This window comes from Nocardiopsis sp. FIRDI 009, from assembly GCF_003386285.1.
Taxonomy (GTDB): Bacteria; Actinomycetota; Actinomycetes; order Streptosporangiales; family Streptosporangiaceae; genus Nocardiopsis.
Genome location: NZ_QPNC01000024.1, coordinates 194308 through 213745, shown reverse-complemented (window position 1 = coordinate 213745; position 19438 = coordinate 194308). Strand labels below are relative to the sequence as shown.

The following is a 19438-nucleotide window of genomic DNA, read 5'->3' as shown; positions in this document are numbered from 1 at the left end:
CTTTATCAGGTGTTCCGTGTCCCGCCAAACCGGCGGTTTCGGATCAACCGAACGGGGTAAAGCGCCCGCTTGCGTCACTTTATCCTACCTCGCACGCCATTCCCGATTCGCAATTGATCGGTCCTGGAGCGCCCACCGATCCTACCCGCTCCGAGCGCACGCTCGAACCAGTCGGTTCGGTGAGAGGAGTTCAGATCGCGGCCCGGTTCCGAGTCGGCCCTGAGGGCCGCTCGCCGTCCCGCGGCGACTCGGAGAACATTACCCCCCGACCAGACCTCAGGCAAACCGAACAGGCTGTGTCAGCGGTCACCCCGAACCGGCCCGGCCGCCCTCCGGAGAGACTCCCCGAACCCCACGCGCGCCACAGCACCACACCGTGCTCCCACCACCCCCTCCAGCCCCACCAACGCCGCCTGAAACCCGCTCCCCGCCACTTCTCCGGAGAGGCCGAACGAGACTCGGAAACTTGCCGGAGCACCCTTGAAATAAGGGGATCCGCGTCCCATGATGTGCAGCATCCGCTGGACGCGACAGCCTCCAGAGGGACACCGCCCCGCTCCACGGGGAGGATCCAGACCAGACCGCGTGCCGGATATTCGGGGGGACGGCAGGCGCAGCGCGGTCCCGTACCCAAGGAACTACGCGCATGGACATCGCATCCTCCGAACCCGTCGACGAGCCCCTGACGCCGCCCGCCGACTCCACCGGCCCCGAGAGCCACACCAGTTGGAGGCGCTTCGGCCTGTTCGCCCTACCCGCCACGGCGGCGGTCGGCGGCATCGTCATAGCCATGGCCGAGGGCGCGCTCGCCGCGTCGTTCACCGTCTCCGGGCAGGACTTCAAGATCTCCGCCGACGAGCTGCACGGTGAGGGCTTCGTGCAGTACGGCTGGCTGAACGAGACCGCGCGCGGAGAGGCCGTGCCCGCCGCGGTGGCCGGAATCCGTGAGGCGGAGATCCACGGCCTCTGTCAGTCGGTGCTCACCGAGTTCCCCATCATCGGCACCATCTCCCTCACCCTCACCGCAGGAGACCAGGGGGCACCGGTCGAGGCCAGCAACCTGATGATCGACATGTCCCAGATGGACGGCAACGCCGAGTTCGAGAACATCGAGATCGGCCGCGACGCCTCCACCCTCGACAAGGGACCGGAGGGCGCGCGGGGCTTCCAGGACACCTTCGGCATGCAGTCGGACACCATCCATGTCGAGGGCCTGGAGCAGACCGCCCGCGCGGCCAGCGCCGGAACCTTCCGGCTCTCCGGCCTGAGTCTGAGTCTGCGGCTCGGGGACGACGAGTGCTTCTGAGGGGAACGCGCCGAGGAGCCCGCCGCACCGGCGAGAGCGCACGCGGCCCGCGTTCCTGGCGTGACTGGCGCAAACGCCGACCCTTCACGGGCGGCCTGCTGATCATCGCCTCCGGCGTCGTGCTGGCCTCGTTCGTCATCATGCCGCTGGAGCTGATGGTCCAGACGGGCGTCGGCGGGGTCTCGTCCCTGCTGTTCGGCGGGATGCTCGTCCTGCTCGGCCTGGTCACCTGGTTCACCCCGAACCAGCACGTCATCACCGGATCGCTGGCGGGGTTCCTCGGCCTGGGCGCACTCATCCTGTCGAACCTCGGCGGCCTGCTGGTCGGCACCCTACTGGCCCTCGTCGGCGGCGGCCTGGCCTTCGCCTGGCGGCCCGTCGCGCGTCCGACCCGTCGACGCTGACCCCCGTTACCCCGACAACCACGCGAGATCCCGGGGGCGCACGGGCCCCGACCCGTGTGTTCCCGGCCCTGTCCGGCAAGTTCCGTCCACCTATATCGGCGCGATTCCCCCAGTACCGCTGGGCGTCGCTCGTGTGTGGCGCCCAGCCACCACACAAGGAGTCATCATGTCGGTTGCCCGACCGAGATCCCGCACCCGCTCCTGCCTCGCCGCCTCCGCGGCGGCCTCCGCCGGAATCCTCTGCCTCTCCTGGGGCGGCACCGCCCTGGCCGCTCAGGCCGCCTCCACCACCGTCGAGCCCGCCGGGGCCGCCTTCGAGGCGTCGCTCTCCGGCAGCGCGGTCTTCACCGCCGGGAACGTCGTGATCACCTGCGACACCTCGTCGACCTCCCCCGGAGGGGGCAACAACCTGGTGCCCGACGCCCCGGACAACCACAACCCGGCAGGTGCGGTCTCCGGGCCGATCAACTCGCCGGACTTCACGGACTGTTCCACCAACATCACCTGGGTCAGCGCCACCGTCGACGTGATCGACCCGGTGTGGCAGATGTCGATGCAGCACGGCTCGCCGTCCGTGGGCACCATGGTGATCCCGGCCGGGGGGATCGTGGTGACCACGAGCGGGCTGGCGTCGTGCACCGCCACGGTGAGCCCCAACGCCGACGTCGGCGTCTCGGGCACGTGGACCAACGGCGACCCGGTCTCGACCCTGGAGTTCGACACCACCGTGCCGACCGTCGTCGAGGGCGGCTTCGGCTGCCCGACGGAGGTGACCGAGTCCGGCTTCACCGCCACCTACGAGGTCACCAACGCCGACGACCCGACGGCACCGATCACCGTGACCGGCTGACCCCGGAGGGTTGACGGGGACACGGGATCGGCCCGTGTCCCCACGGAGCCCGGCCCGTGCGGGCCGGGCTCACCGGGGCGGGGTCAGTTCTCGTCCTCCATGTCGTCCATGGAGTCGGTGGAGTCGTCCATGCCCTCCTCCGTCATGTCGTCCTCCATGGAGCCGTCCTCCATGGAGTCGTCCATGCCCTCCTCATCCATGGAGTCCTCCTCCATGTCCTCCTCGGTCCCCTCCTCCATCTCCTCGCTCTCCACGGTGGGCTCGTCGTTGGCCGTGTCGTTGCACGCGGCCAGGGAGAGGGCGGCGGTGGCGCTGATGGCTCCGGCCACGAGGAGACGGCGCAGGGTGTTGCGTGCGGTCATGGTTGGCTCTTTCCTGTTCTGCTGTCGATCCGTCGTCCGTCCCGGGACCCCGTCCACGGGTTCCCGGGGGGCTTGTGTCCACGCCCGAGGGCGGGCCGTCAGGTGACGGTCACCTCGATCGTGTGGTGTCCGGTCGCTCCGTCGGGGGCCACGGCGGCCCGCTCCGACGTCTGTGTCTCGCCGTCCCTGTCGGTGGCGCGCACGGAGATCCGGTGCTCACCCGGTTCGGCGTCCCACTCGTGCATCCACTGGCGCCAGGTGTCGGCGGTGTCCTCCTCGGCCAAGGTGGCCGTACGCCACTCGCCTCCGTCCACTCGCACCTCCACCCGGTCGATCCCGGTGTGCTGTGCCCAGGCCACACCCGCGAGCATGACCGTTCCGGCGGACACCGTCGCGCGTTCGCGCGGCGTGTCGATCCGCGACTGCGTCTTGATCGGCCCCCGGGCCGACCAGCCCCTCGGGACCCAGTAGGCGTCGAAGGCGTCGAACGTGGTCAGTTCGATGTCGACGATCCACTTGCAGGCCGACACGTATCCGTACAGACCGGGCACCACCATGCGCGCGGGAAACCCGTGGTCGTAGGGGAGGGGCCGCCCGTTCATCCCGACGGCGATGAGGGCGTCGCGCCCGTCCATCACGTCGGCCACGGGGGTGCCGATGGTCATGCCGTCCTCGGAGCGCGACACCAGCTGGTCCGCCGGTCCTCCGTCCGCGGGCGGGCGCACACCCGCCTCCTCCAGGAGGGTGGCGAGCGGCACGCCGATCCAGCGCGCGTTGCCCACGTACTCTCCGCCGATCGGGTTGGAGACGCAGGTCAGGGTGATGTCGCGTTCGGTGAGGTCGTCCCGGGCGAGCAGATCGGCGAAGGTGTACACCCGCTCCCGCGCGCCCAGGCCGTGGATCCGGAGCGACCAGGTGGAGGCGTCCACACGCGGCACGGACAGGGCGGTGTCGATCCGGTAGAAGTCGTCGTTCGGGGTGAGGAAGGGGGCCAGACCGTCGATCTCCAGGTCCGCGCCGTCGGGGACGGGGGAGGCCGGGAAGGCGGGCCGGGGGAGGGTGACGTCCTCCCGCGCGAGCCCGGCGCCCGTGTTCGACGAGACCAGCATCCTGGCGGCCGTCCCCGCGCCCGCCGAGGCGACGGCGGCGGCGCCCGCGAGCAGGGTGAACCTCCTGCGGTCGAACCCCCGGGGTCCCTCCGGCCCGGGCCGGGTCCCGTCCGTGTCCGGCCGGGGCTCGTCCGGTTCGGGCGGCACCGGTCGCGACGCCGCCCCGAGGAGCCAGACGAGGACCCCGCCGCAGGCGAGCGCCCCGGTGAGGGTCGGAAGCGTGTCGAGCGCCCCGCTCCCCGTCCGGGTGAGGGCGGCGGCCAGGCCGACAGCGCCGAACACCGCGATCCCCGCGAAGCCGATCCACCGCCGCCGGGCCGCAGCCGCCCCCAGCAGCGCCGCCGCGGCCGCCAGGATCACGCCCATGCCGACGAACAGGGCGATCTTGTCGGCCGTCCCGAAGGTGTCCACCGCGAACTGCTTCACCGGCTGCGGGGTGAGGTCGACGACGGCGTCGCCCACCGCCAGGAGCGGTGTCGACGCGGGTCTGCCCGTCAGGGCGCCGACGACCTCTGCCGTCGCGAGTGCGGCACCGGTCGCGACCAGGCCGACGATCGCTCCCGGCAGGCGTCCGGTGGTGCGGGTGGTGTCGAACATGCCCTGGGTTCGGAACCGCTCCGGTGAGGGAGACGTGGAATATGATCACGAAAAGGTAAACATGTCCCGGCTGGGGCGTCGCCCCGCCGCGTTCCACACCGAATACCGGGAAACGGCAGGTGGGAGGATGGTGACCGTGGAACGGGTGAGGGATATCAGGGTGGATGGCGCCGGGGGGCCCGGCGGGGGATCGGCGCCCTCGAACGACGAGCTGGCCGACCTGGTCCGTCAGACGGCGGTGGGTGACCTCGCCGCGTTCGAGCGTGTCTACCGGGAACTGTGCGGGCCGGTGTTCGGTGTGGTGCGCCGGGTCCTCCTGGACGAGGCCCAGTCCGAGGAGGTGGCACAGGAGGTGTTCCTGGAGGTGTGGCGGCACTGTTCCCGCTTCGACCCCGTACGCGGGAGCGCCCGTTCCTGGGTGCTCATGATCGCGCACCGCAGGGCGGTCGACCGGGTGCGGTCGGAGGAGGCCGCGACGGAGCGCACGGCCGCGGCGGGCCGCCTGGAGCCGGGGGCGACGCCCGCCGACGGCGTGGAGCAACACGTCGAGACCAGCCTCGAACGGGAGAAGGTGCGGCGCTGTCTGCGCCGGCTCACCGAACTGCAACGCGACGCCGTCCGACTCACCTACTACACGGGCTACACGCAACGGGAGGCGGCCGACCTCCTGAAGGTCCCGTTGACCACGTTGAAGGGACGCCTGCGCGACGGCCTGATCCGACTCCGTGACTGCCTGGGGGTGGCCGCATGAACGACGTGGACATCCACGGCCTGATCGCCGGATACGCGGTGGACGGTCTGGAACCGGAGGAACGCGCCGCCGTGGAGCGGCACCTGCCCGAGTGCGACGACTGCCGACGCGACCTGGCGGAGTTCCGGGAGACGCTGGTCAGACTGGCCTACGCGGAGGCCGTCCAACCATCGGAGGACTTGTGGGCGCGGATCAGCGACCGGGCGCGGCGGACGCGCCAGGCGCCGCTCCCGCCCCGCCCGGCGCCGGAGGGGACGGCGCAGGACGGCGGGGACGCCGACGGTGACGGGGACCGCGGCGGGGACGGGAACACCGCCGCGGTGGTGCGCGGCCCCGCCCGTTGGTGGCGTGATCGGCTCCCGTGGCTCGTGGCGGCCGCGTGCGCGCTGGTCGCGGTCGTCCTCGGGGTCTCGCTGCTGTCCGTGGACCGCAGTATGGAGGAGAGCCAGCGGCACCACGCCGAGGTCGAGGCCCTGCTCGCCGCGCCGGACACGCACATGCACGAGGGGCCGTTGGGGGACGACGCCCGGGCGACGGCCTTCACCTCCTACGAGATGGACGCGCTCATGCTCGTCGTGGAGGGGTTGCCGGACGCGCCGCCGGGGATGGCGTACCAGATGTGGTACGTCGACGAGGACGGCATGCGGTCGGCCGGAATGCTCTCGCGGTCGTCGGACGGGCGCTACTCCGGGATGGCGCACGACATGGGTTCCCCCGTCCAGGTGGGGGTCTCCCTGGAACCGGAGGGCGGCATGCCCGAGCCAAGCGAGCGACCCATGAAGCTCGACCTCTGAGGCGACCTCCGGGGCCCGTGCCCGGACCCGCCGGGGAGGACCCGCCGATCCGCACCGGGATCTGTCCCGGGGTGACAAACCGGCCCGCCCGGACACTCACTCCGGGACAAAGAAAAACCGGCGGTCCGTCACCTACCGTCGCAGTACTCCGGGGAGTCGGGCGGCGAAGGCTCTCCGGTGAGGCGCGGACCGCTTCGCCCGTCCCTGACCCTTCGGAGACATCATGGCGTCCACCGCCGCAAGCCCGTCCGACACCTCACCCCTGAAACGGACCCTGAGCACGGTACGGGTCCTCGTCCGCTCCGGGGTGATCAGCCCCGGGCGCCCCGACCGGATCGTCCGGCAACTCCGTGCCCTGCGCACCTGGGGGGCGACGGTGGCCGGGGCCTACGCCGCCGCCGACGAGCGCGTCCCGGACCACGTGGCCATCGTCGACGAACGGGGTTCGGCCACGTTCCGGGAGATGAACCTGCGCGGGCGGGCCCTCGCCCGCGTGCTGCACCGCCTGGGCGTGGGCGAGGGGACGCGGGTGGGTGTGCTGTGCCGCAACCACAGCGCGTTCGTGCAGGCGATGATCGCCTGCGGCCGGCTGGGCGCCGACTCCGTCCTGCTGAACACGGGGCTGTCCCGGGGGCAGTTGGCCGCCGCCTCGGTGACCAACGCGGTGTCGGTGCTGGTCGTCGACGACGAGTTCGAGGACCAGTGCGCGGAGGTGCCCGCCGACGTTCCGCGCGTGCGGGCCTGGGGGGAGGCCCCGGCCGAGGGCCTCCAGGTTCCGTGGCGGGCGAAGGAGGGCGGCGAGGCCGATCCGTCGCCGCCGAAGCGCCCGGGCAGGCTGATCGTCCTGACCTCCGGGACGACGGGCACGCCGAAGGGCGCGCGCCGCCCGACGCCGAGGGGACCGCGGGACGCGGCGGCCGTGCTGTCCCGGATCCCGCTGAAGTCGTCGGACCGCATCCTGGCCTCGGCTCCGTTCTTCCACACGTGGGGGTTGGCGGGTGTCCAGCTGGGGATGTCCCTGCGGGCGACGCTGGTCACGCGCCGCCGGTTCGATCCGGAGGACGCGTTGCGGGCCGTGGCCGAGGAGCACTGTACGGCGCTGTTCGCGGCCCCGGTGATGCTGCGGAGGATCATGGACCTGCCCGCGGAGGTGCGGGCGAGGTACGACACCTCGTCGCTGCGGGTCGTGGCGTGCAGCGGTTCGGCGTTGAGCCCGCGCCTGATCACGGAGTTCATGGACGAGTTCGGGGACGTCCTCTACAACCTGTACGGGTCGACCGAGGTGTCGTGGGCGACCATCGCGACCCCCGAGGACATGCGGCGTTCGCCGAGCACGGCGGGGCGGCCCCCGCTGGGCACGCGGGTGGCGGTCCTCGACGCGGACGGCGAGGAGGTGCCGCCGGGAACGGAGGGGTCGATCTTCGTCGGCAACGAGATGCTGTTCGACGGGTACACCAACGGGGCGAACAGGCGCAGCGCGCACGGGCTCATGGAGACCGGCGACCGGGGGTACGTCGACGCCGACGGGCTGCTGCACGTCGCCGGGCGGGACGACGACATGATCATCTCGGGTGGCGAGAACGTCTTCCCCCGGCCCGTGGAGGAGGCGATCCTGACGCTGCCCTCGGTGCGTGAGGTCGCGGTGACGGGTGTGCCGGACGATGAGTTCGGGCACCGCTTCGCCGCGTTCGTGGTACCGCGTGAGGGCGCGGAGGTGGACCCGAACGAGGTCCGACTCACGGTGCGGCGGGAGCTCGGCCGGTTCTCCGTGCCGCGTGACGTGGTCCTGCTGGACGAGTTGCCGCGCAACCCCGCGGGCAAGGTGATGAAGCGGTACCTGCCGACGGACCTCTCCCAGCGGTGACGGCGTCCGCCGGTCCCGTCCCGGTCCCGGCGGCACGTGGGTCGCCGGGAGCGGTTCCCCGCCACTGGCGCGCGTCCGGCCGCGGTGGCTGACCGGTCGGGTGACCGTGCTGGTCACAGCCATCGACGGACGACTGTGACCAGGACGGTCGCGACAGACCCTAGGAGTCGACGCCTCGGGTGGTCTCGGCCCACCGGTCCAGGTCCTTCAACCGGTCCGTCAGCGCGGCGCGCAGGTCGATCTCCGCCTGCCTGCCCAGGGCGAGGCGGCGCGGAGGGTTTCCGGAGTCGACCGCGTTCAGGATGGCCTGCGCGGCCCTGACCGGGTCGCAGAACGCCTCGGGGGGAAGCCCGCCCAGCGACTCCTGCACCGTGCGTACGGTCTGGTCGTAGTCCTCGATGGTCTCGGCGAAATCGAGGTTGGACAGGAACGGCGTCGCGGTGAGGGCGGGTTCGACGAGGGTGACGGTGATTCCCAGGGGCGCCAGTTCGGCCGCCAGCGCGTCGGACATGCCTTCGACGGCGTGCTTGGTCGCGGCCAGCAGTCCCACGCCGGGGGGTGCGAGCTGGCCGTAGATGGAGGAGCCCTGCAGGATGTGGCCGGACCTCTGCCCGCGCAGTACCGGCAGGGTGGCGCGCAGCACGTTGAGTACGCCGAAGACGTTCGTGTCGAACACGGCCCGGGCCTGGGCGTCGGTGGACTCCTCGACGGCGCCGAACAGGCCGTAGCCGGCGTTGTTGGCGACGACGTCGATGCGCCCGAACCGATCGGTGGTCTCGTCCACCGCACCGCGGACCGCGTCCTGGTCGCGGACGTCGGCGGCCAGGGCGAGCAGTCTCCCGGGGAAGCGCTCATCGAGGTCGGCGAGGGCGTCCACACGTCGGGCGACGGCTGCGACACGGTCCCCGCGTGTGAGAGCGGCGAGCACCAGTTCGCGCCCGATGCCGGAGGAGCCACCGGTGACGAACCAGCCGCGAGAAGTGCCCGAAGGGGGTGTGTTGTCTGTCATGGTTGGGAGCTTAACCACTTAGCAAGCAACAAACAAGCAGTTTTGAGCATAAGAGTTGTGCACGTAAGTGTTTTGGCTCGTGTCATACGGTGTCTGACATGGGTGCAACCGATGGCAGGAACTCGCGCAGCCCGCTCCAGCCCACGAAGACCGCGGAGCTTCTTCTCGACTTCGTCAACACGCGTCCGATCGACGGACGGCCGGAGCGGCTCGCCGACGCCGGCACGACGGCCGAGTGGTTGGTCACGTGCGGTCTGGCCCCCGAAGGCACGCTGACCACGGAGGCGGACGCCGCGAGTGCGCGTGAACTCAGGGACGCCTTGGCGACCGTGATGCTCGCGCACGCGGGCGGCGTCGACGGCACGGACTCGTCGTTGGCCGAGGCCGAACGGCTGCTCCGGCGCGCTGGAACGCTCTATCCGCTGGCCCCGGTGGTCACCGCCGACGGAAGCAGCCTCGTCTCCCCCCAGACCGGGGTCGCGGGCGCGCTGGGCACCCTCCTCGCCGCCGCCGCCGACCTCGCCCGACAGGACGGCTGGGCCAGGCTCAAAGCGTGCCGGAACCCCCCCTGCCACCTGGGCTTCTACGACCGCACGAGGAACTCCTCCGCCGCCTACTGCGGCTCCGGCTGCGGCTCGCAGGTGTCCATGCGCGCCTATCGCAGCCGCCTCAAGGCGACCTGATCCCCAACCCGGCCGCGCGGGCCTGGAACACACGGGTTCCGTCCCTCGATCACCTCGTGCGCGAGGACATCGAAAACTTTGACATCGCCCCCGTGGTAACTACCATGTGTGCGGTGTCGGACCGAACCCCCGCCCCTGAGGGCGGGTCTTCCCTGCCCCCCGTCGACGAGCAGATGTGCTTCGCGCTGTACACCGCAGCGCGGGCCGTCACCAACCTCTACCGGCCCTTCCTCGACCCGTTGGGGCTGACCTACCCCCAGTACCTGGTGATGATGCTGCTGTGGGAGCGCGGGGACTGCTCCGTCAAGGAGATCGGTTCCGTCCTGCAACTCGACTACGGCACCCTCACCCCGATGCTCAAGCGTCTGGAGGCGCGGGGCCTCCTCCGCCGCGGCCGTGATCCCGAGGACGAGCGGACCGTCCGCGTCACCGCCACCGACAAGGGACTGCGGCTGCGCGACCGGGCCGAGGGCATCCCGGAGGCGATCGGCCGGGCCATCGCGCTCCCCGAGGGCGAGTTCGAGGCCACGCGCCTCTCCTTGGGACGCCTGAGGAGCAACGTGCTCGACCACGGCACGCCCCCCGCCGAGCGACACCCCTGAAATCCCCGTCACCGTGTCCACGATCGGGGGATGACGACGGACACCGGTGACGGCGAGGGCGGGCACCACGGGGGTCGTGCCCGCCTCCTCCGTGTGTGGGCGGGCCGTCGTGCCCGCCCACACACGTGTCCTCACCCCCGTCGGGGCACGGGATCGACCGGAACCCCGTAACGGAACGGGGTGACTGCGTTACCTTGGTGCCATGTCGATCTGGGCGTCGGACAACCGCAGCGGACAGGTCCGCGAGGCCCTGACCATGCTCCTCTCCCAGGGGGTGATCGACGACTTCCGCATCCGCCCCGAGGACGAGTTCCCCTTCCGGGTGCAGATCTCCGCCGGTGTCGTGCCGATGACCGAGCACCAGGCGGCGCACTTCGCGCTGGGCGCCACGGTCGCCCACTTCGGCCGCCTGGCCAGGGGCGAGAGCCCGCTCTGAGGGGGGTCAGTCCACCGGTTCGCCGATTCCCCAGAACGCGACCGTGTGGCCGGTCGAGCAGACGGTGTCGAGGAAGTACGCGCCCGCGCTGCCGCACCCGGTGGAGGGCTCCACGGGAACGCCGTGCCCCATCCCGGACACCGTGTACCGGGCGACGGCCGCCGTCGTCGGTCCGCCTCCGTGGTAGGCCGCCGTGGTGGAACCTCCGATCGTCTCGGTGCTGTCGGGCTGTTCGGGCACACCCGCGACGTTCGTCCACTGCGCGACGCTCGCGTCCGCGTTGGCGGGGACGACCGTGTAGTCGGCGGTGCCGTGCCAGACGGCGACGCGCGGCCACGGCCCCGTCCAGTCGGGGTACTTGGCGCGCACCTGGTCGCCCCACTGCTCGGGGCTCCGGGTCACACCCGGGTTCATGCAGGTGAACGCGGCGATCATGCTGTCGGCGCAGCCCACGGGGACACCGGCGACGACCGATCCTCCGGCGAAGACGTCGGGGTAGGCGGCGAGCAGCTCACCCGCCATCGCGCCGCCCGCGGAGAGGCCGGACACGTACACCCGGCCGGTGTCGAGCCCGTACTCGGCCACGGCGTACCCGATCATGGAACGCACGGAGGCGGCCTCACCGGACCCCCTGGCCACGTCACCGGGGGAGAACCAGTTGAAGCAGCGGCTGAAGTTGTTGAGGTAGCTCTGCTCCGCGTAGACGAGGGCGAAGCCGAAGGCGTCGGCGTGCTCGGCCCAGCCGGAGTGGGCGTGGTAGGCGGCCGCGTCCTGGCCGCAGCCGTGCAGGAGGACGACCAGGGGTGCGTCGTCGGGGAGGCCGTCGGGCACGTACGCGTACATGCCGAGGTTTCCGGGGTCGGAGCCGAAGAAGGGCACCGGGGTCAGCGTGGCGGCCTCGGCGCGCGGCGCGGTGGCGAGGAGGACGGTCGCGGCGGTGGTGAACAGGGTCAGCAGCACCGCGACGGACGTTCGGAGCGTCGGGGCCGTCCGAACGGCCCTGGGGAAGTTCATGGGAGCCTCCGGGTTCGACGGTGGGGGGAGGGTTCGGCCGAACCGTTGCGCGGAGCCTAACCCGAGGTGTGACCCAGTCGACATGTTGACGAGACCCCGATCACATCCACTCGTGGGGTGGGGATCCCACAAGGCCCCTCAGGGACATGTCGGTCCGACACACATCATCGGTGCTGTGTGTGTCGTCAGGCTCCATCCCGTGATCGGCACGCCCGACCTACGTTGCTGACATGACGACGCATGACTCCCCGTCGGGCCCGGTCGGACAGGCGCCCGGCACCCCCGTCCCGACCACCGCCGCCCACACCGTCCGGGTCGACCTGACCGGCAGGACCGCTCTGGTGACCGGCGCCGCCAGCGGCATCGGCCGCGCCTGCGCGCTCCGGCTCTCCGCCGCGGGCGCCACCGTCCGGATGGCGGACCTGGACGGCCGGGCCCTCGCGGAACTGGCCGACCAGGGGGTCGGCGAACCCGTCGAGATCGACCTCACCGACCTGGACGCCGCCGAGGAGGCCGGACGCGGCGCCGACATCGTCGTGAACAACGCCGGGGTCCAGACGGTCGCCCCCGTCCAGGACTTCCCACCGGAGCGTTTCTCGTTCATCCTTCGACTCATGGTCGAGTCGCCGTTCCGCGTCGTACGCGGCGCGCTCCCGCACATGTACGAGCGGGGGTGGGGCCGCGTCGTGAACATCTCCTCGGTGCACGGGCTGCGCGCCTCGGCCTACAAGGCGGCCTACGTGACCGCCAAGCACGGGTTGGAGGGGTTCTCCAAGGTGGTGGCCCTGGAGGGCGCCGCACACGGGGTGACCTCCAACTGCGTGAACCCCGGCTACGTGCGCACCCCCCTGGTGGAGCGGCAGATCGCCGAACAGGCGGCGGCGCACGGCATCCCGGAGGAGCGGGTGGCCGCGGAGGTCCTGTTGGCCCGGAGTCCGGTGAAGCGGCTGATCGAACCGGCCGAGGTCGCCGAACTCGTCGTCTACCTGTGCGGTGACGACGCGTCGTTCGTCAACGGCGCGTCGCTGACCGTCGACGGAGCATGGAGCGCGAGCTGAACACCATCCCCACACCCGAGGACGACGTGCCCCCGGACGGATTCCCGGACGGGCGCCCCGACCACGTGCCCGCCGACGCTCCGGCGGGCACGGTGGACCAGGCGCCCTTCCTCGACCTCCTCCTGCGGGACGCCCCCACCGTCGAGTACGAGCGGCCGGTGCTGCGCGCCCGCGCGGAGGGCGCCGACCCCGCCGTCGTGGCCGCCCTGGAGAGCGCGAAGCTGACGGCGCTGCGGGTGCGGTCGGTCATGCGGGACCGGCAGCGCCGCGAGTCCGAGCTGAGCGCCCTGTTCGAGACGGCCAACGACCTCGCGGGGATGCGCAGCCTGGACCAGGTCCTCCAGGCGATCGTGGAGCGGGCCCGGCACCTGCTCGGTACGGACGTGGCGTACCTGACGCTGAGCGACCCGGAGGCGGGCGGCACGTACATGCGGGTGACGTCGGGGTCGGTGTCGGCCGCCTTCCAGCAGTTGCGGCTCGGCGCGGGCAAGGGGTTGGGCGGCCTGGTGGCCACGACGGCGCTGCCCTACGTCACGGCGAACTACTTCGCCGACCCGCGGTTCACCCACGCGGAGAACATCGACCACGCGGTACGCGAGGAGGGCCTGGTGGCCATCCTGGGCGTGCCGCTGAAGATGAACGGCCGCGACGTGGGGGTGCTGTTCGCGGCCAACCGGCGCGAGCGGCCGTTCGCGCACTCGGAGGTGGCGCTGCTGGCGTCGCTGGCCACGCACGCGGCGATCGCGATCGACAGCGCGAACCTCATCGACGACACCCGCCGCGCCCTCGACGAGCTGCACACCGTGAACGAGCGGCTCCAACGGCACACCGCCTCCGTGGAGCGGTCGGCCGCCGCGCACGACCGGCTGACCGACCTCGTGCTGCGCGGCGGCGGGGTGCGCGAGGTGGCGGCGGCGATCGCGGAGGTGCTGGGCGGTTCGGTGCTCATCCACGACACGACCTCGGACGCGTCGGTGACCGCCACCCCCGAGGGCGTGGTCGGCGAGGCCGAGCCGGGCGGTGACCCGTCGCACGACGCCGACCTCGCCGAGGCGGTGCGTTCGTCGCTGAGCAGCGGTCGCGCGGTGCTCGTGGACGGTCCGGGCGCGGGCGGCGAGGACGGCCGGACGTGGGTGGCCGCGGCCGCGGCCGGGAGCGAGCCGCTGGGCACGCTGGTGCTGCGCGGCGCCGTCCTGGACGACACCGACCAGCGGATCCTGGAGCGGGCGGCCATGGTGACCGCCCTGCTCCTGCTCATCCGCCGGTCGGTGAGCGAGACCGAGCACCGGGTCCGCGGCGACCTGCTCAACGAACTGCTGGAGGTGCCCCCGCGCGAGCCGGGGTCGCTGCGCCAGCGCGCCGCACTGCTCCGCACCGACCTGGACGCGCCGCACGTGCTGGTGGTGGCGGAGGCGCCCGGCGCCGATCCGGGCCGGGTGCGGTCGGCGGCGACCCACGTCGCGGAGACCACCGGAGGGCTGACCGGTCAGCGGTCCGGGCGGATGGTGCTGGCGCTGCCCGGGACCGATGCCGCGGAGGTGGGCCGCCGGGTGGTCGCGGAGCTGTCGGCGGCGGCGAACGGCCCGGTGACGGCGGGGCTGGCCGGGCCGACGGAGGGGCCGGAAACGTTCCGGGGCGCGTTCACCGAGGCGACGCGCTGCCTGCAGACCCTGCGGGCGCTGGGCCGCGAGGGGGACGCGGCCACCGCGGACGACCTGGGGTTCTCCGGTCTGCTGTTGAGCCAGGACCGGGATGTGCCGGGGTTCGTCACCGCGGCGCTCGGCCCCCTGCTGGAGTACGACGCCCGACGCGGCACGCTGCTCGTGGACACGCTGCGCGCCTACTTCGCGGCCGGGGGCAACCTGTCCCGCGCCAAGGACGACCTGCACATCCACGTGAACACCGTGGCGCAGCGCCTGGAGCGGATCGGGCAGCTGATCGGGGCGGACTGGCAGCGCCCCGACCGCGCGCTGGAGCTACAGCTCGCCCTGCACCTGCACGGTCTGCTCGACCAGGGAGTGGATCTCCTGGGCGAGCAGACCGGCGGTTGAGGAGAACATCGGGCTGTAGTGGTTGTCGTCGGGCAGCTCCAGGAGGGCGAGGTCGTCGGGGAGCCCGGCCAGGCGCTCGGGCGTGTACAGGCCGGGGCTCTCGTCGAGCAGGCCGCGTGCCGCCCAGGCCAGACGGGCGGGCCGGGACAGGCGGTGGATCGCGCCCAGCACCTCGGGGTCGGTGAGGACCTGCGCACCGTCGACCCGCGCGGCCTCCTCCGAGCAGGCCGAACGCAGGTCGGGCTCGGTCCCGGTGAGGTCGCGCGTGACGTAGTGGTCCACCCAGGTGTTCCACCGTCCGGAGATGGCGGGGTGGTTCCGCCAGAAGTCCCGGTAGGCGTCGGCGTTCGCGAACGACATGCGCAGTCGCGTCATGGCGGGGCCGAGCACGTCCTCGATGTCGGCCCCGGGCGGCACCGGGAGTCCGTGGCCGCCGTCGACCAGGAGCAGGCCGGTGACCCGGTCGGGGTGGCGGACGGCGGCCAGGCACGCCACGAAGGCGCCCATCGAGTGGCCGACGAGGACGGTGCGGTCCACACCGTGGGCGTCGAGGACCGCGATGACGTCGTCGACGTGGGCGCCCAGCCCGAAGGGGCCGGGCAGGTGCCCGCTGCGGCCGCGGCCGCGCAGGTCGGGGGCGATCAGCGGCGGGCCGCCCAACCGGTCCAGCTCGACGGCCGGGCGGGCGAGGGCGTACCCGTTGGCGGTGATGCCGTGGATGCCCAGGACCGGGGTCCCGGGCCCCGTGCCCCAGCGGGTGACGGCGAGGTCGCCGCCCGGCACGGCGACCGTCGACTCCTCCCCGTCGGTCCAGACGCCCCCCGGCGGGTCGTGTTCCGTCTCGGTCATGGTGACTCCTTCGTGCGGGCGGGACCCCGGCGGCCTCGCCATACCGACCTGATCCTGCCCGGGAGCGCGACGACACCACCGGGGAAGAAGAAGACCATCAGGACGAACAGCGCGCCGAGGACGAACAGGGGCTGCGAGAGCGGGGCGGCGATCCAGGCGGGCAGGGCGGCGAAGGCGTCGGAGCCGCCGAGCTGGAGGAGCCGGTGGTCGGCGTAGGTGTACAAGGCCGCCCCCAGCAGCGGTCCCCAGCGCGTGCCCGCGCCGCCCAGGGCCACCATCACCAGCAGGGTGAGGGTGAACTCGGCGGTGGTGACGACGGGGGTGACGCCCCCGGCGACCAGCAGGTAGACGACACCGCCCAGGGAGGCCAGGCCGCCGCTGACGGTGAACGCCGCCAGCTTGTAGGGGTAGGGGTTGACGCCCAGCACCGCGACGCGCTGCTCGTTGGCCCGGATCCCCCGCCAGACCCGGCCGACCGGGGAGGCGTCCAGCCACCACACCAGGGCGAGGGTGACGGCGACGTAGGCGACGGCGGCCCAGTACAGGTTGACCGTGTCGACCACGCCCACGAACGCGTCGGGAACGTGCGCGGTGTCCAGGGAGAGCCCCTCCTCGCCGCCGGTGACCCGGCCCGGGTCACGGGCGACGAGGATCGATCCGGCCTGGGCGAAGGCGAGCGTCACCATCGCCAGGGCGATCCCGTTGACCCGGAGCGAGACCGCGCCCAGGACGAGGGCCAGGAGGGTGCCGCCGAGCACCGAGAGGACGGCCGCCCACCCCAGCGGCAGGTCCAGCACCGACATGAGCAGCGCGGCGGCGTAGGCGCCGCAGGCGAAGTAGAGGGCGTGCCCGAAGGAGAGCAGTCCCACGCGTCCGTAGAGCAGGTCGTAGCTGGTGGCCAGACCGCCGAAGACCAGGCAGGTGGCGAGCAGGTGCAGGGTCGGGGGTCCGTTCAGCGCGCCCTCGAACACCCCCGGCAGGGTCAGGGTCGAGAACGGCAGGCTCAGCGCCACCGCGAGCACGGCGGCCGGAGCGGCCCAGGCGGGCGGGCGCCGCCGTGCGCGGGCGGCGGGGTTCGGGGACCCGGCGGCGGGGGAGGGGCCGGGGCGGTCCGGGGTCTTCGCCGTCACGTCGGTCTCGGTCATCACGCCACCCTCTCCGCGGACTTCCTGGCGGCCAGTCCGCCCTGCCTGGTGAGCAGCACCAGGGCGAGGACGACGACCACGGCGATGTCGCCCAGACCGGCGACGGTGTAGTAGTTGGCGAACTGCTGGACGAGGCCGACGGCCAGGGAGGCCACCGCGCATCCGGTGAGCGAGGTGGTCCCGCCGATCACGACGACGATGAACGCGAAGATCAGCAGGGACAGGCCCTGGGTCGGGGTGACCACGCCGAAGTAGAGGCCGCCGAGTGCCCCCGCCAGCGCGGCGGCGGCCCCGCCGATCGCGAACACCAGGGTGAACGCCCTGCGCACGTCGATGCCCAGAGCGGTGACCATCGCCCGGTCCTGGACGCCCGCGCGGACGATGAGGCCGTAGCGGGTGCGGGCGTTGAACAGCCAGAGCGCGGTGAACACGGCGACGGCGGCGAGGATCAGCAGGAAGCGGTCCCGGGGGACGTTCACGCCGAGCACGCCGACGGTGCCGGACACCAGGTCGGGGCGCGGGAAGGGGAGCGGGTCGGCGCCCCAGACCGCCTGGAGCAGCGCGGGCACGGCCAGGCTGAGGCCGACCGTGGCGAGGATCTGCTCGCGGTGCCGTCCGTACAGCGGGCGGATGACGCAGAGTTCGACGAGGGTGGCGGCGAGGGTGCCCGCGGCGACCCCGAAGGCCACGGCGAGCAGGAAGCCGACCCCGTCCGCCCCCGCGCCCGGCAGGTACTCGCTCGCCCACCAGGTGCCGTAGGCGCCGACGGCGAGGAACGCGCCGTGCGCGAAGTTGAGCACGTCCATCAGGCCGAAGATCAGGGACAGGCCCGAGGCGATGAGGAAGTACAGGGCGCCCAGGCCCAGACCCGTGAGGGTGAGCAGGACGATGGTGCTCACGTGTGCCTCCCCGCGGTGTCGCCGGCCGGGGCGGAGCGCCCCACCCCGAGCAGCGAACGGACGCGCTCGGGGTCGTCGAGGAGTTCGGCGGCCGGTCCGGTGTGGATGACGCGGCCCGCGTCCAGGACGACCGCCCGGTCGGCGACGCGGCGGACGAGTGCCAGGTTCTGCTCGACGAGCAGGACCGGTACCCGTTCGGCCGCCCGGGCGACCGCGTCGGCGACCTCGGCGACGATCCTGGGCGCCAGGCCCTTGGTGGGCTCGTCCACGACGAGCAGGGCGTTGTCGTTGAGCAGGGCGCGTCCGATGGCGAGCATCTGCTGCTGGCCGCCGGACAGGGTGCCCGCCGGTTGGGCGGCGCGTCGGCGCAGCTCGGGGAAGAGTTCGTGGACGAGGTCGTACCGGGGGCGCGCGGGGCGGCGCTCGGCCAGCCGCAGGTTCTCCGCGACGGTGAGCGCGGAGAAGACGCCGCGGTCCTCGGGGACGTAGCCGATCCCGCGCGCGACGATCGCGTGCGTGGGCAGCGCGGTGGTGTCGGCGCCGTCGAACCGCACCCGCCCGCCGCGCGGGACCAGGCCGAGCAGGGCCTTGACCGTGGTGGTCTTGCCGACGCCGTTGCGGCCGAGGAGCGCGGTGACGCCCCGGCGCGGCACCGTGAAGGACACCCCCTGGAGGATGTGCGATCCCTCGATCCACACGTGCAGGTCGGCCGCCTCCAGGAGCGGCTCGGCGGCGGTCACGCCGCGTCCCCGAGGTAGGCGGCCTGGACGCGGGGGTCGGACATGGCCGAGTCGGGGTCGGTGTGGGCGAGCAGGGCGCCGTGGTGCAGGACGGCCAGTCGGTCGGCCATGTCGAGAAGGACCTCCATGTGGTGTTCGACCATGAGGACCGAGCGGCCCCCTTCGCGGTGCACGTCCCGGATGACGGCGGTGAGCTCGCCGACCTCACCCGCGCTGACCCCGGCCATGGGCTCGTCCAGGAGGATGAGCCGGGGGCCGCGCGCGAGCAGGAGGGCGAGTTCGAGCTTGCGCTTGTCGCCGTGGGAGAGTTCTCCGGCCGGGGCCTCCACCCGGTGGGAGAGGCGGACCAGGTCCAGGACGTCGCGGGTCTCGGGACCGCCCTCGGGTGCGGCGCGCCGCCAGAAGCGGTGGGACCCCCCGTCGCGGGCCTGGACGGCGAGGCCGACGTTGGCGCCGACGGTGAGGTCGGCGAAGACGCTGGAGGTCTGGAAGGTGCGTCCCATGCCCAGGCGGGCGCGCCGGTGCGGCGCGTGGCGGGTGATGTCGGTGCCGGAGAGGCGGATGGTGCCTCCGGTGGGCTTGGTGAGGCCGGAGACCAGGTTGAACAGTGAGGTCTTACCGGCTCCGTTGGGTCCGATCAGCGCGACGAACTCGCCCTCGCGGACGTCCATGGTGACGTGGTCGACGATGACGGCGCCGCCGACCGACCAGCTGACGTCCTCCAGGGAGAGGACGGGGGAGGGGGTGGAGGGGACGGCGGGTGCGTCCGGTGCCGTCCCCGGCTCGGCGGGGTGGGTGGACCCGGTGGGGTCGGTGGGTTCGGAAGTCATGGGTGGGGCACCGTTTCTCGGAGCGGTCGTCCAGGGGGTCTGGCGTTCGGGCACCGCCGGGGGCTTGTGGATGGGGCTGCGCCGC

At 72.5% G+C, this 19438-nt stretch carries 20 protein-coding genes; 11 read left to right on the top strand and 9 right to left on the bottom strand.

Translation table 11 applies throughout. The features are described from left to right. Positions 1 to 646: 646 nt before the first annotated feature. The 3 genes from DVR05_RS21115 (at position 647) to DVR05_RS21105 (ending at position 2560) form a co-directional block, all read left to right on the top strand. Entirely contained in the window at positions 647 to 1306 is a 660-nt protein-coding gene (locus DVR05_RS21115; protein WP_116247625.1) for a DUF6230 family protein, read from the top strand. Continuing rightward, positions 1303 to 1710, top strand: a complete 408-nt coding sequence (locus tag DVR05_RS27130) for a DUF6114 domain-containing protein (protein WP_198659275.1) — start codon at positions 1303 to 1305, stop codon at positions 1708 to 1710. The genes DVR05_RS21115 and DVR05_RS27130 overlap by 4 nt, the downstream gene beginning before the upstream one ends. A 166-nt stretch (positions 1711 to 1876) precedes the next feature. Further along, a complete protein-coding gene (locus tag DVR05_RS21105) occupies positions 1877 to 2560 on the top strand; it encodes a hypothetical protein (RefSeq protein ID WP_116247624.1) in 684 nt (227 codons plus the stop codon). An 83-nt stretch (positions 2561 to 2643) separates the two neighbouring features. On the opposite strand, the gene DVR05_RS26730 is transcribed toward DVR05_RS21105, so the two are convergent. Together DVR05_RS26730 and DVR05_RS21100 are read right to left on the bottom strand one after the other, a co-directional pair. After that, positions 2644 to 2922 (bottom strand): hypothetical protein, encoded by a 279-nt coding sequence (locus DVR05_RS26730; RefSeq protein WP_157982494.1) that lies wholly within the window; start codon positions 2920 to 2922, stop codon positions 2644 to 2646. 98 nt (positions 2923 to 3020) lie between these two features. After that, complete coding sequence (locus DVR05_RS21100) at positions 3021 to 4628, bottom strand: molybdopterin-dependent oxidoreductase (protein ID WP_116247623.1); 1608 nt, start codon at positions 4626 to 4628, stop codon at positions 3021 to 3023. Positions 4629 to 4755: 127 nt separating this feature from the next. Between DVR05_RS21100 and sigK the strand changes: the two genes are divergently transcribed. The 3 genes from sigK to DVR05_RS21085 all read left to right on the top strand — a co-directional run bounded on the left by sigK (position 4756) and on the right by DVR05_RS21085 (position 8037). Further along, positions 4756 to 5379 carry an ECF RNA polymerase sigma factor SigK gene (gene sigK, locus DVR05_RS21095; protein WP_116247622.1) on the top strand — a complete coding sequence of 208 codons (624 nt, stop codon included), beginning with the start codon at positions 4756 to 4758 and terminating at the stop codon, positions 5377 to 5379. Then, positions 5376 to 6173, top strand: coding sequence for an anti-sigma factor domain-containing protein (locus tag DVR05_RS21090; protein WP_116247621.1), 798 nt, complete (start codon positions 5376 to 5378; stop codon positions 6171 to 6173). The genes sigK and DVR05_RS21090 overlap by 4 nt, the downstream gene beginning before the upstream one ends. Before the next feature lie 223 nt (positions 6174 to 6396). Then, on the top strand, positions 6397 to 8037 hold the full coding sequence (locus DVR05_RS21085) for an AMP-binding protein (protein WP_116247620.1): 1641 nt from the start codon (positions 6397 to 6399) through the stop codon (positions 8035 to 8037). A 160-nt stretch (positions 8038 to 8197) separates the two neighbouring features. Here the strand turns inward: DVR05_RS21085 and DVR05_RS21080 are convergent, their stop codons facing one another. Further along, on the bottom strand, positions 8198 to 9046 hold the full coding sequence (locus DVR05_RS21080; protein WP_116247619.1) for an SDR family NAD(P)-dependent oxidoreductase: 849 nt from the start codon (positions 9044 to 9046) through the stop codon (positions 8198 to 8200). Between the two features lie 98 nt (positions 9047 to 9144). Here DVR05_RS21080 and DVR05_RS21075 point away from each other — a divergent pair, with 98 nt between their 5' ends. The 3 genes from DVR05_RS21075 to DVR05_RS21065 all read left to right on the top strand — a co-directional run bounded on the left by DVR05_RS21075 (position 9145) and on the right by DVR05_RS21065 (position 10767). Next, the gene (locus DVR05_RS21075) at positions 9145 to 9729 is read left to right on the top strand and encodes an ABATE domain-containing protein (RefSeq protein WP_116247618.1); all 585 of its coding nucleotides are present in this window, start codon (positions 9145 to 9147) and stop codon (positions 9727 to 9729) included. Between the two features lie 104 nt (positions 9730 to 9833). Then, positions 9834 to 10331: a MarR family winged helix-turn-helix transcriptional regulator gene (locus tag DVR05_RS21070; RefSeq protein ID WP_116247617.1), complete on the top strand. Its 498-nt coding sequence runs from the start codon at positions 9834 to 9836 to the stop codon at positions 10329 to 10331. A 202-nt stretch (positions 10332 to 10533) separates the two neighbouring features. Beyond that, entirely contained in the window at positions 10534 to 10767 is a 234-nt protein-coding gene (locus tag DVR05_RS21065) for a hypothetical protein (protein ID WP_017601590.1), read from the top strand. A 6-nt stretch (positions 10768 to 10773) separates the two neighbouring features. Here the strand turns inward: DVR05_RS21065 and DVR05_RS21060 are convergent, their stop codons facing one another. Beyond that, positions 10774 to 11781 (bottom strand): PHB depolymerase family esterase, encoded by a 1008-nt coding sequence (locus DVR05_RS21060; protein ID WP_198659268.1) that lies wholly within the window; start codon positions 11779 to 11781, stop codon positions 10774 to 10776. Positions 11782 to 12011: 230 nt separating this feature from the next. On the opposite strand from DVR05_RS21060, the gene DVR05_RS21055 reads away from it, so the two are divergent. Both DVR05_RS21055 and DVR05_RS21050 read left to right on the top strand, forming a co-directional pair. Next, entirely contained in the window at positions 12012 to 12839 is an 828-nt protein-coding gene (locus DVR05_RS21055) for a 3-hydroxybutyrate dehydrogenase (RefSeq protein WP_116247616.1), read from the top strand. Beyond that, positions 12824 to 14890, top strand: coding sequence for a GAF domain-containing protein (locus tag DVR05_RS21050; RefSeq protein ID WP_116247615.1), 2067 nt, complete (start codon positions 12824 to 12826; stop codon positions 14888 to 14890). The genes DVR05_RS21055 and DVR05_RS21050 overlap by 16 nt, the downstream gene beginning before the upstream one ends. On the opposite strand, the gene DVR05_RS21045 is transcribed toward DVR05_RS21050, so the two are convergent. The 5 genes from DVR05_RS21045 to DVR05_RS21025 are packed head-to-tail and all read right to left on the bottom strand — an operon-like array spanning position 14816 to position 19353. Then, positions 14816 to 15739 (bottom strand): alpha/beta fold hydrolase, encoded by a 924-nt coding sequence (locus tag DVR05_RS21045; RefSeq protein ID WP_116247614.1) that lies wholly within the window; start codon positions 15737 to 15739, stop codon positions 14816 to 14818. The two genes, DVR05_RS21050 and DVR05_RS21045, sit on opposite strands and share 75 nt — an antisense overlap. Beyond that, on the bottom strand, positions 15736 to 16884 hold the full coding sequence (locus tag DVR05_RS21040; protein ID WP_116247613.1) for a branched-chain amino acid ABC transporter permease: 1149 nt from the start codon (positions 16882 to 16884) through the stop codon (positions 15736 to 15738). The genes DVR05_RS21045 and DVR05_RS21040 overlap by 4 nt, the downstream gene beginning before the upstream one ends. Next, positions 16884 to 17783, bottom strand: coding sequence for a branched-chain amino acid ABC transporter permease (locus DVR05_RS21035; RefSeq protein WP_116247612.1), 900 nt, complete (start codon positions 17781 to 17783; stop codon positions 16884 to 16886). Before DVR05_RS21035 ends, DVR05_RS21040 begins: the two co-directional genes overlap by 1 nt. Further along, entirely contained in the window at positions 17780 to 18523 is a 744-nt protein-coding gene (locus tag DVR05_RS21030; RefSeq protein ID WP_116247611.1) for an ABC transporter ATP-binding protein, read from the bottom strand. Before DVR05_RS21030 ends, DVR05_RS21035 begins: the two co-directional genes overlap by 4 nt. Beyond that, positions 18520 to 19353, bottom strand: coding sequence for an ABC transporter ATP-binding protein (locus tag DVR05_RS21025; RefSeq protein ID WP_116247610.1), 834 nt, complete (start codon positions 19351 to 19353; stop codon positions 18520 to 18522). The genes DVR05_RS21030 and DVR05_RS21025 overlap by 4 nt, the downstream gene beginning before the upstream one ends. Between the last annotated feature and the right edge of the window lie 85 nt (positions 19354 to 19438).

Coding starts and splice junctions, on each gene's coding strand:
- DVR05_RS21115 (WP_116247625.1), top strand. CDS start 647: ATGGACATCGCATCCTCCGAACCCGTCGACGAGCCCCTGACGCCGCCC.
- DVR05_RS21105 (WP_116247624.1), top strand. CDS start 1,877: ATGTCGGTTGCCCGACCGAGATCCCGCACCCGCTCCTGCCTCGCCGCC.
- DVR05_RS26730 (WP_157982494.1), bottom strand. CDS start 2,922: ATGACCGCACGCAACACCCTGCGCCGTCTCCTCGTGGCCGGAGCCATC.
- DVR05_RS21100 (WP_116247623.1), bottom strand. CDS start 4,628: ATGTTCGACACCACCCGCACCACCGGACGCCTGCCGGGAGCGATCGTC.
- sigK (WP_116247622.1), top strand. CDS start 4,756: ATGGTGACCGTGGAACGGGTGAGGGATATCAGGGTGGATGGCGCCGGG.
- DVR05_RS21090 (WP_116247621.1), top strand. CDS start 5,376: ATGAACGACGTGGACATCCACGGCCTGATCGCCGGATACGCGGTGGAC.
- DVR05_RS21085 (WP_116247620.1), top strand. CDS start 6,397: ATGGCGTCCACCGCCGCAAGCCCGTCCGACACCTCACCCCTGAAACGG.
- DVR05_RS21080 (WP_116247619.1), bottom strand. CDS start 9,046: ATGACAGACAACACACCCCCTTCGGGCACTTCTCGCGGCTGGTTCGTC.
- DVR05_RS21075 (WP_116247618.1), top strand. CDS start 9,145: ATGGGTGCAACCGATGGCAGGAACTCGCGCAGCCCGCTCCAGCCCACG.
- DVR05_RS21070 (WP_116247617.1), top strand. CDS start 9,834: ATGTGTGCGGTGTCGGACCGAACCCCCGCCCCTGAGGGCGGGTCTTCC.
- DVR05_RS21065 (WP_017601590.1), top strand. CDS start 10,534: ATGTCGATCTGGGCGTCGGACAACCGCAGCGGACAGGTCCGCGAGGCC.
- DVR05_RS21060 (WP_198659268.1), bottom strand. CDS start 11,781: ATGAACTTCCCCAGGGCCGTTCGGACGGCCCCGACGCTCCGAACGTCC.
- DVR05_RS21055 (WP_116247616.1), top strand. CDS start 12,012: ATGACGACGCATGACTCCCCGTCGGGCCCGGTCGGACAGGCGCCCGGC.
- DVR05_RS21050 (WP_116247615.1), top strand. CDS start 12,824: ATGGAGCGCGAGCTGAACACCATCCCCACACCCGAGGACGACGTGCCC.
- DVR05_RS21045 (WP_116247614.1), bottom strand. CDS start 15,739: ATGACCGAGACGGAACACGACCCGCCGGGGGGCGTCTGGACCGACGGG.
- DVR05_RS21040 (WP_116247613.1), bottom strand. CDS start 16,884: ATGACCGAGACCGACGTGACGGCGAAGACCCCGGACCGCCCCGGCCCC.
- DVR05_RS21025 (WP_116247610.1), bottom strand. CDS start 19,353: ATGACTTCCGAACCCACCGACCCCACCGGGTCCACCCACCCCGCCGAG.